We start from the raw sequence: 20,531 nt of genomic DNA, 5'->3' as shown, positions 1-20,531 counted from the left end.
ACATCACGGTTCATTCGCAGGCCGATGCCGACAAGTTGGGCATGTTCTTCAACGCCGATTATTTTGGCGTCGATCGCAACTACACCGTCGGCATGATGCTGCGGGCGGCCGATTTCCTGACGGTTGACGGGAATTTCGTTCTGCGCAACAGCGTGGCCGATGTGAGCCTGACCGATGGCAGCGCCAAGACACGCCGCTGGACCGTGGGTGGGGCCAACCTGTCCGCCTTTGTGGGGCTCAACGGACCGTACCGGACCGACCTGAACCATGATGGCGATTTCAATGACGAAGGTGAAGGCCCGAACGCCGCTGCGGCTGGCTTTGACCTGCAGGGCGTGGATGTGGCGCTGGCCCTTCACATGGAGACGACCGCCACGGGTGGACGTGCCTTGCCACGCAGTTGGCTCAGCCTCAAGGCCACTGCAGACAGTGCCACCGAAGTCGGCATTCCGTTCATGTCGCTTCAGGCCTCGGCCATGGCGATCGATATCAACGCTGGCACCGCCGGTGACAACGTGGTGGACCTCAAAGCGGGCAAAGCCCTGAGCGTGGCCACGGGCGATGGCAACCAGACCGTGACGCTGGACTTTGATTCTGCGCGGGGCACCCAGGTCAAGGCTTCTGCGGCCTTCATCCTCAACATCGCCGATTTTGTGACCGCTTCCGGAACGCTGGGCTTTGAGCGTTCCTTGCGCGATGTGGTGCTGGCCGACGGCACCAAAGCCAAGACCGAAATGCTGACTTTCGGGGGTGAAAATCTGCACGCTTTTGTCGGTTTGAATGGTCCTGCAGACGGTATTTACAACGCCAGTTCACACCCCGACGCCATGGGGCTGGCTTTGACCGATGTGGATTTTGCGCTGGCGCTGTTCTCTGCGCGGGCTGGCGAAACGGCCTCCAAAGGCCTCAAGTGGGCCGCTGTCAAGGCCACTGCAGGCAGCGTCGAGGTGGTGGGCATGCCGGAGTTGACGCTCGCGGCCCGCAACCTGTCGCTGGACCTGAATTTGGTGGACTCCACTGGTTTTGGCCGACCTGTCAACGGTGACAACAAAGTGATCGATTTTGCTGGCGGCGGGGGGACCCGCAAGCTGGATGTGGTCACCGGAACCGGTCGCAGCACGGCCATCACCTTCGATGGCGGTTTGGGTGAGTACATCCGGGCCACGGGTGATGTGGAATTGCTGGTGGGCGACTTCTTTGCCGTCAAAGGCTCATTGGGCTTTGAGCGACGGGTGCAGGATGTCACGCTGGCCGATGGCAGTCTGGTCAAAACCCAGCTCATCAGCATTGGCGGCAGCGGTCTGGATGCGTTTGTGGGCTTCGGTCCCTATGAAATTCAGCAAGATGGCCAGACCATCGTCAACCCGGATGCACGGGGTGTGAAGATCAGCGACGTCGAATTTGGACTGGCGCTGTTCTCCTCCAAAGACGCGGGATACACCGACAAACGCTGGACCGCTTTGACGGGCGTGGTGGGCAAAATCGATGCGCCCATTGGATTGCCCGACAACGTGGACTTGGACATTCACACTTTGGGCATTGATTTGAACCTGGTGAATGGTTTCAGCGATGCGGCATCACCCAACAAGGTGATTGATTTTGCGTCCATGAAAGATGTCAACGGTGTGGCGGGCATGCAAATCGCCACCGGCACCGGCAAGGCCCTGCGCCTGATGCACGATGGTGACCGAGGGCAGCTCGTTCGCGCCTCAGGCGGCATGGACCTCCAGCTGGATGGCTTTGTGCAGGCCAGTGGCACCATGTCGATCGAACGCTCAGACGTGACCTTCAAATTGGCAGGCAATGGCATTGCACCTCGTCCAAGCGTTGACACCCGCGTCTTGACCATTGGTGGCACCGGGCTGAACGCCTTTGTGGGCATCAATGGACCTTACCGCAGCGACACCAATGGCGATGGCGTGGTCGACCTGAGTGACGACACCAACCCGTCGGCCATCGGCGTGACGGTGAGCAACGCCGAGTTTGGCGTGGCGCTGGCCTGGGACAAAGCCGCCGCAAGCCAACGCAGCTGGGTGGCCGTGCAAGCCACGGCCAGCGAGGTGGCCTTGGTGGGTGTGCAGGGCGTGACCGCCACCGCGCAAAACCTCAAGGTTGAGCTCAACCTGGCCAACAACCCGCTGGCCAGCACCCTGGAGCGCTACCAAGTGTTGGATTGGGCAGCGCAGCCGTTCAAAGTGTCCACGGGGTATGCGACACACATTGAACTGAAGATGGACGGCTCGCGGGGTGAGCTGATCCGGGCCACCGGTGACTTCGAAGTCGGCGCGGCCGGTTTTGTTCACGCCCGCGGCTCGATGGGCCTGGAAAAATCGACCACCACGGTTCAGCTGGCCGACAAGAGTCTGGTGGTGGTGGACCAGTTGTTGTTGGGTGGCCAGAACCTGGATATTTTTGCGGGTGTGGGCGGTCCTTATCGGATTGACAGCAACCTCGATGGTGTCATTGATGCCAACGACCAAGTCAACGCCTCGGCCGTGGGTTTTGCCATGACAGGTGGCGAGTTTGCCGTGGCCATGCTGAGCCCGACAGCTGGACAGCCTTTGCGCTACAGCGGCATGAGCTGGCTGGGCATTGAAGCCGGTGCCAGTGTGATCCAGTTTGTGGGCGTTCCCCAATTGGATCTGAAGGTCAGTCGCCTGGAAGTGGTGGCCAACCAAGTGTTCAACGTGCCCGACGGCGTGGACGAAGCCACCCAGGTGGTCGACTTCAAGGCCAAACCGGTGCTGGTGCCCACAGCAACAGGCGTCACCCGCACTTTGGATGTGCAGGGTGACCGGGGTGCGCTCTTGCGAGCCTCTGGCGACATTGAAATGCGCGTTGGGGACTTCTTCTACGTGGGCGGTTCGCTGGGCTTTGAAAAGTCCACACGCTTGATCACCTTGTCGGATGGCCGCATCGTCAGCCACGATGTGATGACCCTGGGGGGTGCCAACTTGCAGGCTTTTGCCGGCCTCAATGGCGGTCCGCTGGTGGACTCCAACAACGATGGCAAGATCGACAGCAACGACACACCGGCTCTTGGGGCCATGGGCTTTTCGCTGGCCGATGTTGACTTTGGCCTGGTGTTGGCAGCCGAGCGAGAAATGGTGCGTGAGACGCTGGCGGAAAAACTCGAGTGGCGCGACATCGCTGTCTCGGCCAGTCGCCAAGTGGCGCTGGCCAGTGCATCGGCCGACCCCACGGCCAGCAGCCTGTGGTTGTCCACCGACGGCGGACAGCGTTGGGCCCGAATCACGACGGCCCCTGTTGGCTTGCGTTACACCTCGATCACCATTTCAGAGGATGGTCAGACCATTTTGGCCACGGTGGACGGTGGCGGGATTGTCCGCTCCACCAATGGTGGGTTGAGCTGGTCGGCCACAGCCGCCGCACAGGACCGTTACACCGATGCCGTCATCGTGCGCGATGGTCGCATCGTCAGTGCCGACATCCCGGCACCGGTGCGCAACGATGTTTTGCGCCTGTCGGGTGACTGGAAAGTGGGTGACATCATCACCATCACCGGTTTGGCCACGGCCAATGTGAGCTACACCGTGGTCAAGAATGACCTGAGTGCAGACGGCAAAGGCGGCTCCAAAAATGGCTCGGCTGACGAGATCAATGCCAATGTGGCTGCGCAGGTTCGCAAAGCCATCAACAATGCGGCCGGCTCCCTGGCGCTGGCCGCGGGCAATGGCTCGGTGGTGACGCTGGCCGCCAGATCGCAGTCCACCGATGCGGGCTGGATGCGCATGAGCGTCACGGTCAAGGGCAAGGGTCTGGTTGAAAGTACCCGCAGCGCCGGTTTCATGGTCAAACAACTGGACATGCTGGTTTTGACCAGCCGTCCGGCTGAAGGCGATGTGATCACCCTGTCGGGTGTCACGACCTATGACATTGGGTACACCGTCACCCGCAATGACCTGACCGCCAAAGGCGATGGCACCGGCGGTCTGGCCACAGACTTGCAGGTCCAGACCCATGTGCTCAACCAGATCCAAAAGAGCTTTGATGCCGTGGCCCAGATGGACCTGAAAATTGGCACCGCTAAAAAGCAGTTGGCTGAGCTCAAGAGCCTGTTGGTCTTGGACATTTTTGGCACTGGCAAATACCAGGTCAAGCTCTTGGAGTCGTCCATTGCGGCCATGCAGCTCATTCGTGACAGCTTGCCCACATCCTCTGCGGTGGTGACTGTCAAGGCCACCGCCAATGCGCTGGCCATTTATGGCAAAACAAGCGGCCAGGCCTTCAGCCTGACGGTCACGACCACGGGCAAAGCCAAGGCTCAGCTGGTTCGTGCGGCCGACCGGGAATTGCTGCGTGGCACCTTGCAGGTGTCCGGCCAGGCCGAAGGCAGCACTTGGACAGAGGCGACGCAGTCCTCTGGCGACCGCAATTTGAGCTGGAAGCTGCTTGCCTCCTTCAACGCGGGCACCCAGGTGCTGGCCGCTGCGGCGGATGGCATCTTCATTGGCCAGGTGAATGCCGATGGCAGCAACAGTTGGACGCGGCAAACTGCCGGTTTGCCCAGCACGGGCTGGGTCAGTTTGGATGCCAGCGAAGCCTTGGTCAGTCCCAGTGACCCCACCGTCCAAGGCGCTTTGCTGGTGCTGGCCCGCCCCGGTGATGCCTTGTACCTTGCCGATACACGCCAAGCCAATTGGACTTGGAAGAAGATCGCCAGCCCGCGCGACTGGACGTCGGTGGCGGTCTCGGCCGACGGCAGCACCATTGCTGCAGCGGCCAACGGTCTGAATGGAGGCATCTGGGTTTCCAATGACGCCGGCATCAACTGGCGTCTGGTCAATGCTTCAGCCGGTCTTGACTGGCGTGCTGTGGCGCTCAACGCCAATGGCACTCAACTGACCGCTGCCGCCTCCGGCAAAGGTTTGTTCACCACTGCCGTGCAAACGGGAACCCAAGCCTTGCCCACACGTTTGGCTTTGGAAGCCACCGCGGGTGCGGCCCGCTTGGTGGGCTTGCCCTCGGTCACGGCCGAAATCAGCAATGCCAGCGTGTCCATGAACCTGGGCGATGCCATCAGCCATCGTGTGATGGATTTCTCGGCCAATGGTTTCGATGTGGTCACCGGCACAGGTTCGACCCGCACCATGAGCCTTGGTGCTGTCGATGGCGAGTTCATTCGTGTGACGGCCAATGCCAAACTCGACATCGCGGGTGTCTTGCAGGTCACAGGTTCTGCCGCTTTCGACAAACGCTCTGCCACCGTGATACTGGCCAATGGTCAGTCGGTTTATGCCGATCAATTGACCTTGGGCATGTCCAATGTGCGCGGGTTCTTTGGTGTGGGCGGTCCCTACCTGGTGGACAGCAACCAAGATGGGAAAATCGACAGTGCTGACACGCCCAATGCCAATGCGGTGGGCTTGTCTCTGGACAACATGAATTTGGCCATGGGTGTTTTCACGCCCATCACCATCGCATCGGGCGACAACCTGTACGCCGATCCGAAGTACAGCAGCACCAAGGCCTTACAAGGCGCTTCATGGATGGGCCTGTCGGCCAGCGTGGGTGCTGTGGAACTGGTGGGCTTGCAAAATGTGTCCCTGTCGGCCACCTCTTTGGCGATCGATCTCAACCGGGTGCAGAATTTGCCCTCTGGCTTGAGCTCGGATGCCAACGTCATCGATTTCAAGAAATCCCCGGTGACGGTGCGTACCGGCCCCGGCACGTCCACCCAACTCACGCTCGATGGACAGCAAGGTGTGCTCACCCGAGCCAGTGGCACGGTCAATGCCCAAGTGGGCGATGTGCTCTCGTTCAGTGGTTCTGTGGGCTTTGAGATCGGGCAACGCCAACTGGCGCTGACCAGTGGCGGCAGTGTGATGACCCAGGCCCTCATCATTGGTGGTGAAAACCTGGCCGCTCGGGTCAGCACCAGCTCCGATGCTTCGGGTCTGGGTTTTGCCCTGAATGGCTTGGACTTTGGTCTGGTGATTGCCCGCTCGATGCTCAACGGCGACACACGTTCTTGGGTATCTGCACGCGGTGTGGCCGATTCGGTCAATGTCCTGGGCACCTCCGCCTTTGGTGTGGACATGTCGGGTCAGAACCTCAAATTGGGTCTGAACCTCGGCTTGGGCAAGGACAGTCTTGGCCAGGCCAACGCCACCACCTTGGACTGGACCGGCTCCAACAGCTTGACGGTGAAATGGGGGACATCCACCGGTGCAGTTGCTTTGGACTTCAAGGGCGAGCTGATGGAAATTGGCGGGACCATGACCGTGCAGCTTGGCAGCCAGCTCAGCGCCAGTGGCTCCTTGATGATCTCGCGCCAAGAGCGCGACATCGTGGTGGCCGGCCGCACTTTGCGTGCAACCGGCTTTGTGATCGGTGCCAGCAACTTGCAGGGCACTGTGGGCGGGATCAACCTGGGCGGTCAAGGCATTGACTTGGCCATGGCCTTGCTGCGCCCGATGAATACCGATGCGAAAGACAACCGTTCATGGATGGCCTTCAAGGCCAATGTGGACGGTTTGACGCTGGATGCCAGCCAATTGGGCTTGCCGATGGACAGCCTTTCTGTCGAAGCCAAGGCCATGACTCTGGAGGCCAACCTGGCCTTGGGCAGCGTGGGCGGCATCGCCGCAACCGATGTGCTGGACTTGGGCCTGAGTGGCTCGTCCGACAAGCGCATACAGGTGCAAACCGGGCAGGTGGTCAACAACGTGGCCGAGACCCTTTCGCTGGACTTTGTGGGTGCGGGAGGGGCATTCTTGTCCCTGGCGCTGGATGCCAAGATCAACATTGCAGGCTCAGTGTTGTTGCAGGGCACCTTTGGTATGGCCCGTCTGGGCAACCGAACCGTCACCCTCAGCGATGGCAACAAGCGTGACATGTCGATCACCGCCTTGTCCGCTCGCAACGTTTTGGCGCAGCTGGGTACCGGTGTGGGCACCGACGCCTTCGTTGGCGCATCCCTCAGCGGTGCCAGTGTGGGCATGATGCTGTTGACCGACACCGAGGGTGATGGCACCTTCATTGGCTTGCGGGCGTCTGCCGACAGCGCCACCATCCAAGGCTTGGGGGATCTGACCCTCAAGGGCGGAACGCTCACATTGGGTGTCAACATGGGGCCGGGTAGCGGCGCATTGGCCGGCACGGTGGTCGACTTTACCCAGGGAGACTTGGACGGTGATGGCCGAAATTCGGGCATGTCACCGGTTCGCCTGCGTGGCACGACGGTCAGCACTCTGGATTTCCGTACCCAGACCTTCGAGGCTGGCGGGACCCTGTCGCTGGAGTTGCGTGAGACCGGTGATGCCATGAGTGCATTGCCATTGTTTGCAGGGTCAGGCAGTTTTGCCGTGCGCGTCACGGGCTCGGGCAGTGCCCTGCGCACCGTGCTCGCCGCCAACGGCCTGGAGGCCATGGTCCATGTGCAAGGGCAACATGCGGGCGTCAGCAATGGCTCCTTGCTGTTGGTGCTGCCGGGCAGCGGCTATGCGCTGAGCCTCTCAGCCACGGCCGCCATCGCGGTGCCAGGCCTGGCGGGCACGTCGGTGTTTGGCGACGTGACGGTGGAGCTCAACCGTTCGGGCCAAGCCATCAATGAAAGCATTGTGGTCGGTGGCAAGACTTTGTTGGCGAAGTTTGATACCGGTGCCAACGCGACCCGCTTTAGCCTGACCAACCTGGACGTCAGTTTGGGAGGCAGCCTGGGCAGCACCTTGTTGGGTGTGGCTGCGCAAATGACACAGGCACGCGTGTCTTTGCAAAACAGTGCTGTTTTGCCGTTGGTCAACCAGACACTGGACGACATGCTCAACCTGTCCCCTGTGGTGAGTTTGGGCGACTATGTGCAAAGCTACATCAATGGCTACATGAATCCGACCTGGATTCCGAGCCTGGAGGGCATGCCGGTGCCGCAATACGGTGCCTTGGGCGTGCCGACTTTGGGCGGATTGAAGTCTTATCTGGACGCAAATTGGGCACCCAAAGCCGGTGTCAGTGCGGGCCTGAGCTACAAGTTGGACCAAAACGGACTGGCCCTGTCTTTTGACGGCAGTGTCAAATTGGGCAGCGACAAAGTCGCCGTGGACTTGAATGCAGGCTTGGCGCAGTACGGCATCAGTTTTGATGCCGATGTGCAGTTGCAGGTGGCAGCCACTGCCGTGGTCGACCTGGATCTGGCTGTGGATTGGACTCAGGGCTTGAAGGCCAACTTCAACCTCAACAATCTGGCCTTCTCGGGCAGCCTGAGTGCGACGGACATTGTGCTGGCCGCCCGCATGGGCCCTCTGGACATCGGGATTGGCAAAAACGGGCTTGACGCCAATGCTCAGCCTTACCAAAAAGGCTCGCTGACCCTGGATCTGGGCGGCAGCATTTCTTACACCCAAGGCGTGTTCAGCCTGAAGCCGGGCACCAACCAGCTGAGCATGTCATTGCCGCTGTATGCCTCGGTGGCCGGTGTGGACTTGGCCCAAGGGACGACGCCAAGGATCACGGTCACAGGCAATCCGCTCAGTGGCGACCTGCAATTCACTGCGCTTGGTTTGGAGGCCTTCACCGACTTCTCCAAGATCCGCATGGAAGATGTGCTGACCGCCATTCCTGGGGTGCTTCAATACCTGGAGACCGTGGACGTCTCCAAACTGGGCTTGGGCAGTCTGCCTTTCATTGAGACCTCGCTGCAGGACCTTCTGAATTTGGGTTCCGCGTTCAAGACGGGCGTGGTTGACAAGATCAACTTCAACCGCCCCTTGAAGGACTGGACCGGCAAGACGGGCGAAAGCCAGCTGTCGACCGGCAAGGCCGCCAGTGTCAAGGGCGTGTCCGGTCTGACGGGGGCCGCAGGACAGTTTGCCGCCTCCATGAAGGGTTTCTATGTGTCCGTGGGCAACCAGGTCCTGGAAATCACGGATGTGGCCATCGATGGCAGTGCCTTGACCTTGGGCGGTGCCATCACCAGCTCCAACACCGAAATCTCGTATCGGGTGCATCAAAAGGTGGAGCGCATTGTGACCATGGGTGAGTTTGTCAATGCGCTGAATGCATCGACGCTGCTCAAACCTGGCACTTTCGCCAGCTACAACGCCAGCACAGGCGAGTTGAGGATCCCTTTCAGCGCCATGTTGAGCATGCCATCCCAAGTGGCCGCACTCAACCTGAATCTGTCGGCCAACTCTGACCTGTCTTTGTCGACGTCGGCCACAGCGGCCATCAACGTCAATGTCGGGGTCGACTTCGACCTGCTCTTGGCGCTGGGAGGGGGTAATTTCACGGTGGCCGTGGACCATTTTGTGGCGGCTGCGAGCATTGATGCCAATGTCAAAGACTTGGAGGTGTTGGCCAAACTGGGCTTTGTCTCTCTGCAGGCCGGCGGTGTAGGCACCGGCTCCGAAGTTCATCTGGGTGCACGAGTGACTGCGGTGCTGGACCGCACACCTGGCCTGGTGGGTGGCGAACGCTTTAACCTGCCAACTTTGCTGACGGAGGCCCCTGCGGCTTTGAGGTTCGATTTCAGCGGCGACGCTTATGCCCGCCTGCGTGGCTTGCAGCTCAAGACGGCGGGTGCCGGCATGGACATTGGTGCAGGTCTTGAGCTGGGCCTGTATGTGCAAGACCTGAGCAATTGGTCCAGCTTCAAGCTGGTGACCACCAGCCAGTTCGATATCAAGAACGCTGCACAACGGCAGGCCTTGGGCCTGACCGACAAGGACGTGGTTGCAGTCCTGCCGGACTTGGGGGCTGTGCTGGATCTCAGCCGTCTGAATTTCTCGGACATCATGGGTGGTTTGCGCATGGTGCTCGATGTGGTGGACACCTCCATTGGCAGCCAGCCTTTCTACACGCAGAAATTGCCCTTGCTGGACAAGTCTCTGAGCGAGATCCTGAACTTTGGCGACATCTTGTTGGCCCGCATCGAAAAAGCGGGCGCCACACCGGCCGCTGCGCTCGATGAGGCGGAGAAAATCATTGAAGAAGCGTTTGGTTTGCAGCCGAACATGTTGGATTTCTCGATCGACAGCGTGAGCAAGCGTTTGTTGATGGATTTGCGCTTGGACATCGGTGTGAGCAACGAGTTCCGGGTCAACCTGGACTTGGCCACCTTGGCGGGCATGGTCGGTCTGGAGTTGCCTGCGGACTTTGCCAATTTGCTCGATGCCTCGGGCAAAGCTGCGGGCACTTATTCCGTAGGGGCCAACCTGGTCGCTCGCGTGGGCATTGCCCTGCCCGGCGCACCGTCGGGCACACCGGCCGTGGCGCTGCTGGACTTCGACGAGAAAACCGGAACAGGCACTCACCTCGATTTGACAACCAGCCTGCGTGCTTCCGATCTGATGTTGAGCTTCAGTGTGGGCAAGGTGGCTTTGGGCGTGTTCAACGGCAAGGTGGTCATCGACGAGGACGGCAAAATCGAGACCCTTGCGCCCGCTGTGCTGCGCTTAGCGCTGGACAAGGGTGCGGTGAAAGTCTCCGCCAAGGGCGCGATGGACATCGACTTGCCCGTGAGTCTGGTGGCGCTGTCGCGTCAAATTCCGCTGGGCAACCTGCACATCTACACCGACCCCACGTTGGGCTCGGCGGGTCTGCCCACGCTGCTGGCCCAAATTGCGGGCTTGCAGACGGGCATGGCGCTTAAGTTGGAGTTGCCTGACTTCGGTCGTGCTGTGCCGGACGATGTGTCTTTGTTGGATGTCATTTACGACCCCACCTTCTTGCTGGACGGCATTGACCTTGGCTTGGGCAGCGTTCAGGACATCTTCCAAAACAGTCTGACAGCCGATATCCCCTTCATCGGGACACATCTGGCCGATGCCGGCCAGCTGATTGGCAACCTGCGTGCCGGTTTGCTGACCGATCTGCGTGGCAAGTTGGCTGGACCGGGCAAACCGATCGAGTTGGCGCGTGATGCCCTGTTCAACACCTTCAGCGGTTTGGGCATCTTGCTAGACACCAACCTGGACCAGGCCATCACCATCGACGACGTGATGATTGCCTTCTACAACGATTTGGGCGTCAAAACAGCGGTCTGGACACCCGGTATGACGCTGCCCAAGACGGGCGTGGATTCGATCCGATTTGACATGGATCTGGGCGGCCGTTTGCTGGCGCTGGGCGTGGACATTCCGCTGGACCTGAACATACCGGGCTTCGAGTTGGCCGTCGATGGCGGCTTTTCGCTGAGCGGCGACTGGCAGTTTGATTTTGGTTTCGGCTTGTCGGCATCGTCAGGCTTTTTCTTGAGCACCAACGCCAAGAAGGACGACCCAGAATTGAGCCTTGACATCCGTGCATTCCTCAACGGTGATCCGACCAATCCCGACCTCATCACACCGTTTGAAGGCAGGGGCAAACTGCTGTTCTTTGAAGCCAGTGTCAAAGACCAATACGTTGATCCGGTGACGGGGGTCAAGGGCAGCGGGCTGGCCGGGCACTTGGGGCTGGATCTGAATGGCGACAAGGCCAACCGCCTGACGCTGGACAGCGTGTTGTCCAACCCGAGCAAGGCCATTGTGGTGGACTTTGGTGTGTCTGCCAACATGGACCTGGGCGTCAAGCTCAGTGCGGTGGGCTTGCCATCGCTCATGGCCGATTTGGTTCTGAAGTGGGACTGGCGTTTGGGTGACACCAAGGTGTCGGTGCCGGACATTTCGATCAACAACATTCGTCTGGACTTGCGTTCGTCGGTGTTGGACTTCCTGATGCCCATTGCCAAGAAGGTCGCTCAGACGGTTGAACCCTTCCGTGATGTGGTCAATGCCTTGACCACCCCGATCGTTGGACTGGACTTGGTCTTGCCTGATGATCCCACCTTGCGTGGGCTGATCGACCTGGTCTGGAGTAAAACCATGACCGACAAGCCTTCGATCAACTGGGCCTTCCTGGACGCGGTCAAATTTGCTTTGGACATGCCCTCGATTTTGCAAAGCCTGGTGGCAGATGGCGGGAACGTGGCCATCGGCAGCATCAAGGGTTTGGCCTCTGGACAGGTCACGTTTGAGCGCAGCGCGGAACTGGATTTGCAGACCAACGACTCCTCGTCGATCATCAGCCAATTCAATGACAAGTTGAAGCAAGTGGGCAATCAGGCGTCTGGTGGCAAGCCCGGCAGCGCGGCCGCTCGTTCAGGCCTGCAGTTCCTGCCTTACATCACGGACATCTCGAACTGGGCCAAGTTGATGACGGGTGGCAGCGCCACTTTGTTCACCTACGAGATGCCGTACCTCGAATTTGAACTGGCCAATTTCGATGTGCTGGTCTTTGAGGCCAATTTGGCCGTCTTGTCGGCAGGCATCATCCCGATTCCGCTGGTGATTCCGGTGTATGCCTTTGGTGGCGTGCGGTTGTATGCCGATTTGTCGTTCGGTTACGACACCTATGGCGTGCAGAAAGCGTTCGCGGGCGGCAGCGTTCTGGATGTGCTGGATGGTTTCTATGTCAACGACTGGTCCATGCCCGCTTTCCGCAACGGTGCCTTCGTGGCGGGCACAGGCGGCCTTGAAAAGCCCGAGCTGAGCATCAGCATCGAGATGGGACTCAAAGCCGGTGTCGGCATCGCAGGCATCAAGGGTGGTTTGGGGGCCAGCCTGGAGTTGGTTGTGGATGCTGACCTCAACGACATCAAGGTGGGCACGGTCACCCGCGATGCCGAAGGGCAGTTTGTCACGGTTGACTACAAAGGTGATGGCAAGGTTCGCGCTTCGGAAATGCTGTCCATGATGGCCTATCCGGGTCTCATTCCGGGCGTTCCAGGCGGGCCATTTAACCTCTTTGACCTCAAGATCACGCCTTACATCAATGGTTATCTGTGGGCCAAGGTTTTGTTGTTGAACATCAATGTGCCTTTGTTCAGTCTCAAGTTGGCTGAAATCAACCTCCCTGCGCCCACGGTCAAACCCGTACTGGGCCAGATGGAAGGCAACACCCTGGTGCTCAACGCTGGCTCGCGTGCGGGCGAGCGTTTGTTCATCAGCACTCAAGACGTGTCAGAGACTTTCATCCTCAGCGGCCTTGAAGGCAGCAACATTGTGGGTGTGGAATTCCAGGGTTTCTATCAGGAGTTCAGTGGCGTCAGTCATGTGCTGGTGGACATGGGCGAGGGCAATGACACGCTCGATGCCAGCCGCCTCAAGGGCAGCATGACCCTGGAAATCACCGGTGGTGCTGGCAACGACAACCTGTTGCTGGGCGCCGGTGGCGGCAAAGCGATCGACCTGGAAGGTGACAACGTGCTGCGGGCTTTGGCCAGCAGTGCGGCACCGGTTTTGCTGGTCGGGGGTCGGGGTCGTGACAAACTGTATGGCAGTCTGGGCAACGACGTGCTGTACGGTGGTGCCGGATCGAACGAGATGGACGGTGGTGGTGGCAACGACACCTTGTATGCCCTTCAAGGCATCAACAAGCTGCTGGGCGGCCAAGGCATTGACACTTATGTCTTTAGCGGGTCCTTGGGCATCAATACCTTGACCGAAAACGGTCAAAACATCAGCCACGTTGACTTCTCGGGCGGTCTGCCTGCCCAATTGCTGGGCATTGTTGGACCCTTGCCAGATGCTCCGACCGTGTCGGTGCCTGCAGCCTACACCGTGGTGGTGGGGCAGGCCTCGGCGCTGAATTTCTACGGCAAGCCTTTTGGTGGCGACTTGGCCGGTCAGGCGACGGTCACACTGTCTTTGGCCTCCGGGTCCATTCAGGCGGTGAGCGCCGATGGCGTGACAGTCTCGGGTGCCAACTCGGCCAAGGTCACCTTCACCGGTTCGCTGGACAAGCTCAACACCTATTTCACAATGGCCGATCGCATCCAAGTAGTCTACAGCGGTGGTGACGCCAGCCAGGCCCTGAATGTGGTGGTCGATCAGGACGGCTTGAGCAGCAAAGCCACGGCCAAGCTGCAAGCGGCGGTCACATCGCCTGTCTCGCAAAATTGGCGTGAAATGGCCGTTGGCAAGGACATCTTGGTGGCGATCTCTCAGGCTGCGGACACAGAGTTGGGCATTTACATCTCGCGTGACCAAGGCCTCAACTGGCTGCCCGTGAACGTGCCACGCGGCATGGATTACGAGGCTGTGTCGGTTTCCCCCGATGGCCAGACCATTGCTGCCTTCACCGTGTCTGGCCAGTACGTGCTGTCCAGGGATGGTGGCATCACCTGGATTCAGGGCAAGGCACCAACAGACAACTACACCGAAGTTTTGGTGCAAAACAACGCGAGCATGGTGGCGCTGGACAAGACCGACAGCAACAGGTATTTCTTCTTCAAGAACATCTTCAACTGGGGCTGGAAGACCGACTACTCTCCTGGCCAGATGCGTGTGCTTGATGCTGACGGCACCACCTGGCGCACCTTGGACGGCGCGGCCAATGCGAACTGGACGGCCATGACCGGCAATGCCGATGGCTCGCGCCTGTTGGCGGCCAGCGCTGCTTCGTCGAACAAAGGCACAAATGGGGCTTTGTATTTGGGCGAACCTGGCACCGACGGTGTCCTCACTTGGACGGACTGGAAGAACATCACCCCTGCGGGTGTCAGCAATGGCGATTGGTTGGCCGTGGACATGAATGCCTCGGGCACTCTGCTGGTGGCAGCACGAGCTGGGGGCCAAATTTACCTGGCCGACACCCGTCAGACCGACTGGAAATGGCGTGAAACCGGCTTGTCGGGCAACTGGACTTCGGTCTGGATGAGCGACGATGGCCTGACTTTGGCGGCCACCGCCAACGGCAGTGCCGGCGGCGTGTGGGTTTCGCGCAATGGTGGCGTGAGCTGGACCCCTGTGACGGGCAACTTCCCAGCCGGTCTTGATTGGCGTGGTGCGACAGTGGACTTGCTCACTGGCCATGTGGTGGCCATGGCTGCGGGCAAGCCAATCTACCGCTTCGCGCCTGTTGCTGCAGGGGCGGCTCCCAACATCTCCTTGCCGGACACCCTCTACGCCGCGGGCAGCAAGCCAGGCGACTTCAATTTGCCTGCCGGGGTCTTGGTGGATGCGGACTCTTCACGTTTGACGGTGACCTTGTCGGCCACCAGCGGCCAGTTGCAGTTGACCCCGCAGGGTCTGGCGCTGGCTCAGTTGAGCAGTGGTTTGGCCAAGGCCAGTGTGATTCAGGTGACCGCGTCTTCACCCAACAGCCCGAACAACGAGCGTGTTGACAACATCCAAGACGGCAGCAACCGCACCAAGTACCTCAACTTTGATGGCCCCGGCAGCGGCTTGGTCATGACCTTGTCTGCCCCAGAGGTGATCAAGGAAATGAAGCTGACCTCGCGCACCAATGACGAAATTCCTCAGTGGGATCCTGCCACCTATGAGCTGTATGCATCCACAAGTGCTTTGGCTTGGGACAGCGCCGACTGGGTCAAGGTGTCTTCTGGTGATGTGGGTCTGCCCAATGCCCGGGGTTCGGTGGTCACGCTGGCGATCGACAACAACACGGCCTACCAGTTCTACAAAGTGGTCTTCCCAACGGTCAAAGGCACCAACGGCGGCAAAGCGTATGTGCACCTTTCCGAATTGGCGCTTTATGCAGCCACACTCGACGTGAGCCAAGAAAACGGCATGCTGCAGTTGAGTGGCAATGCTGCCGACATCAACGCCTTGCTCACCCAGCCGGGCAACATCGTGTTCACGCCGAGTGCGCAGGGCGCGAATGGTCAATTCGTCTTGACAGCCAACGACGGACTGAACATGACGGTCAAACGCGTCACGCTGGAAGAGCGTGAACCATTCGCCATCAAAGCAACGTACAACGCAGGCAACTTCGAAGTCCTGGGCTTGACGGGCAATGGTGTGCGGGTCGTCCGGGCAGCGCTGGACACCATCCGATTGGGCGCTTTGGCCGACGAGTTGTCGGTGCTTAAGTTCACCGACAAGCCCATCACTTGGGTGTCTTCGGGCGGTGCTGACAATGTGGTGGTCTGGATGGGCAACACATCGTCCGGTACGGGCCAGTTGAACCTCAGGGAGACAGTGGGCAGCGAGCTTCAGTCTGTGAACATCGTCTCAGTCACTGCTTCTTCGGCCAACAACCCGGCTGGAGAGGGTGTCAGCAACATCATTGATGGCAATACAGGCACCAAGTACCTCAACAAGGACGGTGTGGGCAGCGGCTTGACTCTGGCCTTGGCCGAGTCGACCGTGGTGACCAGCCTGGCTTTGACGACCCGCACCAATGACATCATCGCTCAGTGGAATCCGACGTCTTATGCGCTGTACGGCTCCAATGACGATTTGGCTTGGAGCGACAACGCGTGGACGTCAGTGGCCCAAGGCGATACCGGCTTGCTCGGTGCCGACAAGGGGGTCACCCGACAGGTCAGTTTTGCCAACAGCACGGCGTTCAAGTTCTACAAGCTGGTCTTCACCGGCAATGGTGGCAGCTGGAACAACCAGTCGTATGTGCATGTGTCCGAAGTGGCGCTGTTCACGCCGATGCCCACCACCGATTTGAGCAACGACACCCTGACGGTGCAACTCAAACCGCTGGCTGTCAGTCCGACCAAAAACGTGATTCAGCTGGGCACAGGCGAGTTGATCAGTGGTGTCGAAAAAATGGTTTGGGATGACACCCTTGGCACCTTGCACATCGTGGGCGACAGCGTCCAGATCACCTTCATGGAAGGGGCTGTGGGTGAAAAAATCGAGCTGGGACGCAACACAACCCTCAAGGTCACGGCGGATCGCCTCACGGTGATTGGCAATGTCTATGCCAAAGATTACGACCTCACCATTGCCAAGCGTTTGATCCTCAAAGGTGGCCTGTACACCTATGACAACACCAACATGATGCCGCCAGGCACCGTGTTGTCGACAGCGCCGCTGGCCGATGGTGATTCGTTTGACCTGAGCACCGTCCAGACACCGCTGTACGCGATTCAAATCACCCCTGCGGACGACACCACGCCGATCCGCCTGGGTGGCACGGGCGGTGGAATTTTGCTCGATCCCGCCAAACTGGCAGACATGCAGGCCAGGGAGTTGGTGCTTGGTGCCAATGGCGGCAACAATCCGATCTCCATCGGCGGTAATGGCCAAGCCATCATCGTGCCGGTGCCTCTGGTCATTCAGGCGCAGGGCGAGAACGGCAAGATCGCTGTCCAGGGTGACCTGACAGGTACGGTGCTCGAGATCTATGGTCCCGGGAACACGACCACTTTCAGCTCGGGAACGGTCACGATGACCGAAGGCTTGTCGATCAACGACTCGGTGCGCATCGTTGGCCAAGTCACTTTGGCGGTGGGTACGGCCAATGCCGGTGCCGACATGCTGGTGACGGGCCGACTCAATGGCAGCACGGGTGATGACGACTTTCTGAGCCTGGCAGCTCAGGGCGGTGACATCACCATTGAGGGCAGCGTGGGCGATGGCGTGGGCACCATCAGCATCGTGACGGCAGGCGCTGGCTTGGTCGATGGCATTTACGGTGAAGGCGATCTGCGTGTGGGCCTCAGTGGCGGCAGTGGTTCAGGCGCCACGGCTCGCGTGACGGTCAGTGGTGGCGTGGTGAGCGATGTGCGCCTGTTCTCTCCCGGTAAGGGCTACAAGGTGGGTGACCGCCTGACCTTCAACCAGAAGGAACTCTATGGGGCTGTGCTGGAGGTCACCGGCGTCAACGATCTGGAGGGCCTGACGGTCTCTACCGCTCGAAATGTGACTTTTAACGACAAAGTCTTTGTGGATGGCGATGTGACCATCACGGCCACCGGCAAGGTGGTCTTCTTGGACAGCGTGGTTCTGCGTGGAGGCGGTCAGTTGTTCATCAACGACGCTGCCGAAGTGGAGTTCCTCGGGGGTGTGAAGTCTGACACGGGTGAACCCGTGCTGGTCTTCAGAGGTGCCCAAGCTGGCCCAGGTTCCAGCTTGAGCTTCAGCCAAGGCCTGGTGGTCGGTGGTTCGGACTCGGTCTCATTCACCGGGGTGAGCAACTTGTCACTGGCTTCGGCCACGATGGGGCAGTCGTTGCCGTCCTTGGTGATCGATGGCCAGGATTTGGGCCTGACACCACCCTCTGGTGCCTCGACCCTCCGTTTGGATGTGTCGGCTCTCAAGATGACCGGCCAGACCTTGGCCTGGCCTGTATCCGGCATGAGCCAGGTGCGCGCGGACGATCTGCAACTGGCCATTGCGCAAGGCGTGGGCAGTGCAGCCAACCCGCTCGAGGCGGTGGTCAAAACGCTGTCGGTCAGCAGCCAGACGGGCGACATGTTCCTCAAACACGATGGCAATGTGACGCTGGTGCGCGAAGGCTTGAGCGTGCGCGAGGGTGCTGGCAGCATCACTTTGCAGGTCAGCGGCGATTTGGGCATGCAAACCCAGTCGAGCGTGAGCACGTCGACCGGTTCTGTTTTGTTGCAGACGGGCGGCGGCATGGCGACTTCAAGCGTGGTCAGCCTCAGCGGTGACATCCGCTTGGAGTCGGGTGGGCGCATGGACATCGGTCAGGTCAGCGATGTGCAAGGGGATGTGTCATTGACCGCCATGGGCGACGCCTTTGTTCATCGCATCGACAACACACAAGGCGCGATTGTTGTGGAAGCCGCCTCGCTCACCCTGTTGGACGGGGGGCTGGTGAGCAATGTGTCTGGCTTGACCCGCGTTCAATTGCGTGGTGACTTGGCCATGGAGGCCGGCAGCTCGGTGCAATCGGACAGCGGAAACATCCTGATCGATGCCGCAGGTGCGGTGCAAATCAGCCGAGTGGTCAGTGTCGCGGGACGCATCGACGCGCGTTCGGGTGGTGACATGGAGATTAACCAGATCTCGAACACCCACGGTGACATTGCGGTCACGGCTGCAGGCGATGCCACGGTCAGGAACATCGACAACATCCTCGGTGCGGTGGGTCTGGAGGCGTCCTCACTCACCCAAGAGTCAGGTGGTCAGATCACCGATGACAGTGGTTCGATCACGATCACGCTGCGTGATTCCTTGAGCATGATGGCGGGCAGTGTGATGAGCACGGTCAGCGGTGACATCCGTGTCATGGCCCAAGGCGCTGGCTTTGTCAACCGCATGCTCAGTGACAGCGGTGATGTGTCGGTGATGATGGGGGGACAAGCTTGGGTGTCCTTCATCTCCACTCAAAGTGGGGACATTTCTGTTGCCGCTGAAGCTAACGCCAAGGTCTTGTTCCTCCAAAGCCAAAGTGGCGACATTCGCCTGAACACGGGGGCCACGGCAGAGATCCACCGGATCGATGCTGTCACTGGCAACATTTCTGTTTCCGCTGTGGATGACGTCATGTTCGACTACCAGGACTCGGGTCTTGAAGTTCACCAGGGAACCGGAGCCATTGAGATTGACGCGGCGGGTGATGTGTTGATGGTCGGTCGTCAGACCCTGCGAACAGATGCAGGCACCATCACGGTCAAAGCGGGCGGCGACGTGCAGATCAGCCGCATGGAGTCCGCCACGGGCGACTTGTCGCTGCAGGCGCAGCTCTCGGTGAGCGTGACGGGTCACTATGGTGCGCCTCAAATTGTCACGGCTGGCGATTTGTCGGTGTCTGCGGGGACGGGCATTGGTGCAGACCTGTTTGGCCGACTTTTTGTGGATGTCAACAGCTTGTCGGTGCAGAACGGCGATGCTGGCGATGTGGTGATTTCTGGCTGGAAGGGTCTGAACTTGGCCTCCGTCCATTCGGACTCCGATGATGGCTGGATGGTGCTGATGTCCGGCCCTGCCGGGCGCGTGACCGGTAACACGCCAAGCGCTGAAGGGGGGCGTGTGGCCCGCATCAGTGGCAAGACCATCATTGCCCGGGATGTTTTGCCTGCCCGTGAGATGTACAACGCCAATGTGTTCTACACCCCACCGCCTGCGGTCCATGCCTCGGTCAATGAAGACTCTTTGGACATGTTCAATGCCCAGTTGGCGCGGGACTGGACACAGCAGGTGCAAGGCGCTTCAGCGCGGGAGGCACTGTCTGCACGGGCGTCAAGCCTGAGCAGTCAGCCCCGCAGCTTCGGACGTGCATTGGGCGCAGGCGGTGCCTTTGGCGATTCGCCGATGGACACCAGTGGCTCATTGCACGACACCGCCACCTTGCTGGACGCCGCTTTGCGCTTGTCCAGCAGCTTGCCACGCGAAGACGTCTTTGGTGGAGACATGCTCAGCAGTTGGGCCCAACGCTCGTTCGCTGAGCGCCAAGCTGCCCATGCAAGTGCTGAGCCGTCGACCAAGGTGTCCACACCAGACTCTTCTGCTCCAGTGGGTTCGCCTTCCAGCAAGGCTGCCGTTCCTGATCTGGTCCGTGAGGTCGCAGCGGTGCAGCTCAAGCAGACGCCGACAGAGGCGCAGGTCTTGCGCAACAAAGCCGAGTCTGTCAAGGCGAAAGCTTGGGTGTCCAAAGAGCCAGAGTTTGAGCAGGGAAAGCCTGTCATCGGCTTGAAAAAGTCGGACAAGCCCCTGAGCGATCTCGAGCCTCAAGCCCAGTCGGGTGCCGTGAAACCAGCGAACTCTGCGGAGCAGGCTTTGGCTGAGGCTTCTCTGGATGGGGTTCAGCCTGCGGCTTCGGCTGCTGAGGCTCCTGCTGCCGACCAGGGGTCGGGAGCGGCTTCATGA

The 20,531-nt window shown here is 59.8% G+C and carries 1 protein-coding gene (cut by a window edge); it reads left to right on the top strand.

Annotation, left to right across the window (positions count from 1 at the left end; all coding sequences use genetic code 11):
• On the top strand, positions 1–20,531 hold the final stretch of the coding sequence (locus tag B9Z48_RS07250; RefSeq protein WP_108377661.1) for a hypothetical protein. It extends 23,542 nt beyond the left edge of the window; 20,531 of the gene's 44,073 nt are visible here — the last part of the coding sequence; its start codon lies beyond the left edge, outside the window; the stop codon is at positions 20,529–20,531.

Source organism: Limnohabitans sp. WS1 (assembly GCF_003063265.1).
GTDB lineage: Bacteria > Pseudomonadota > Gammaproteobacteria > Burkholderiales > Burkholderiaceae_C > Limnohabitans_A.
This window is presented reverse-complemented; position numbering and strand designations above follow the sequence as displayed.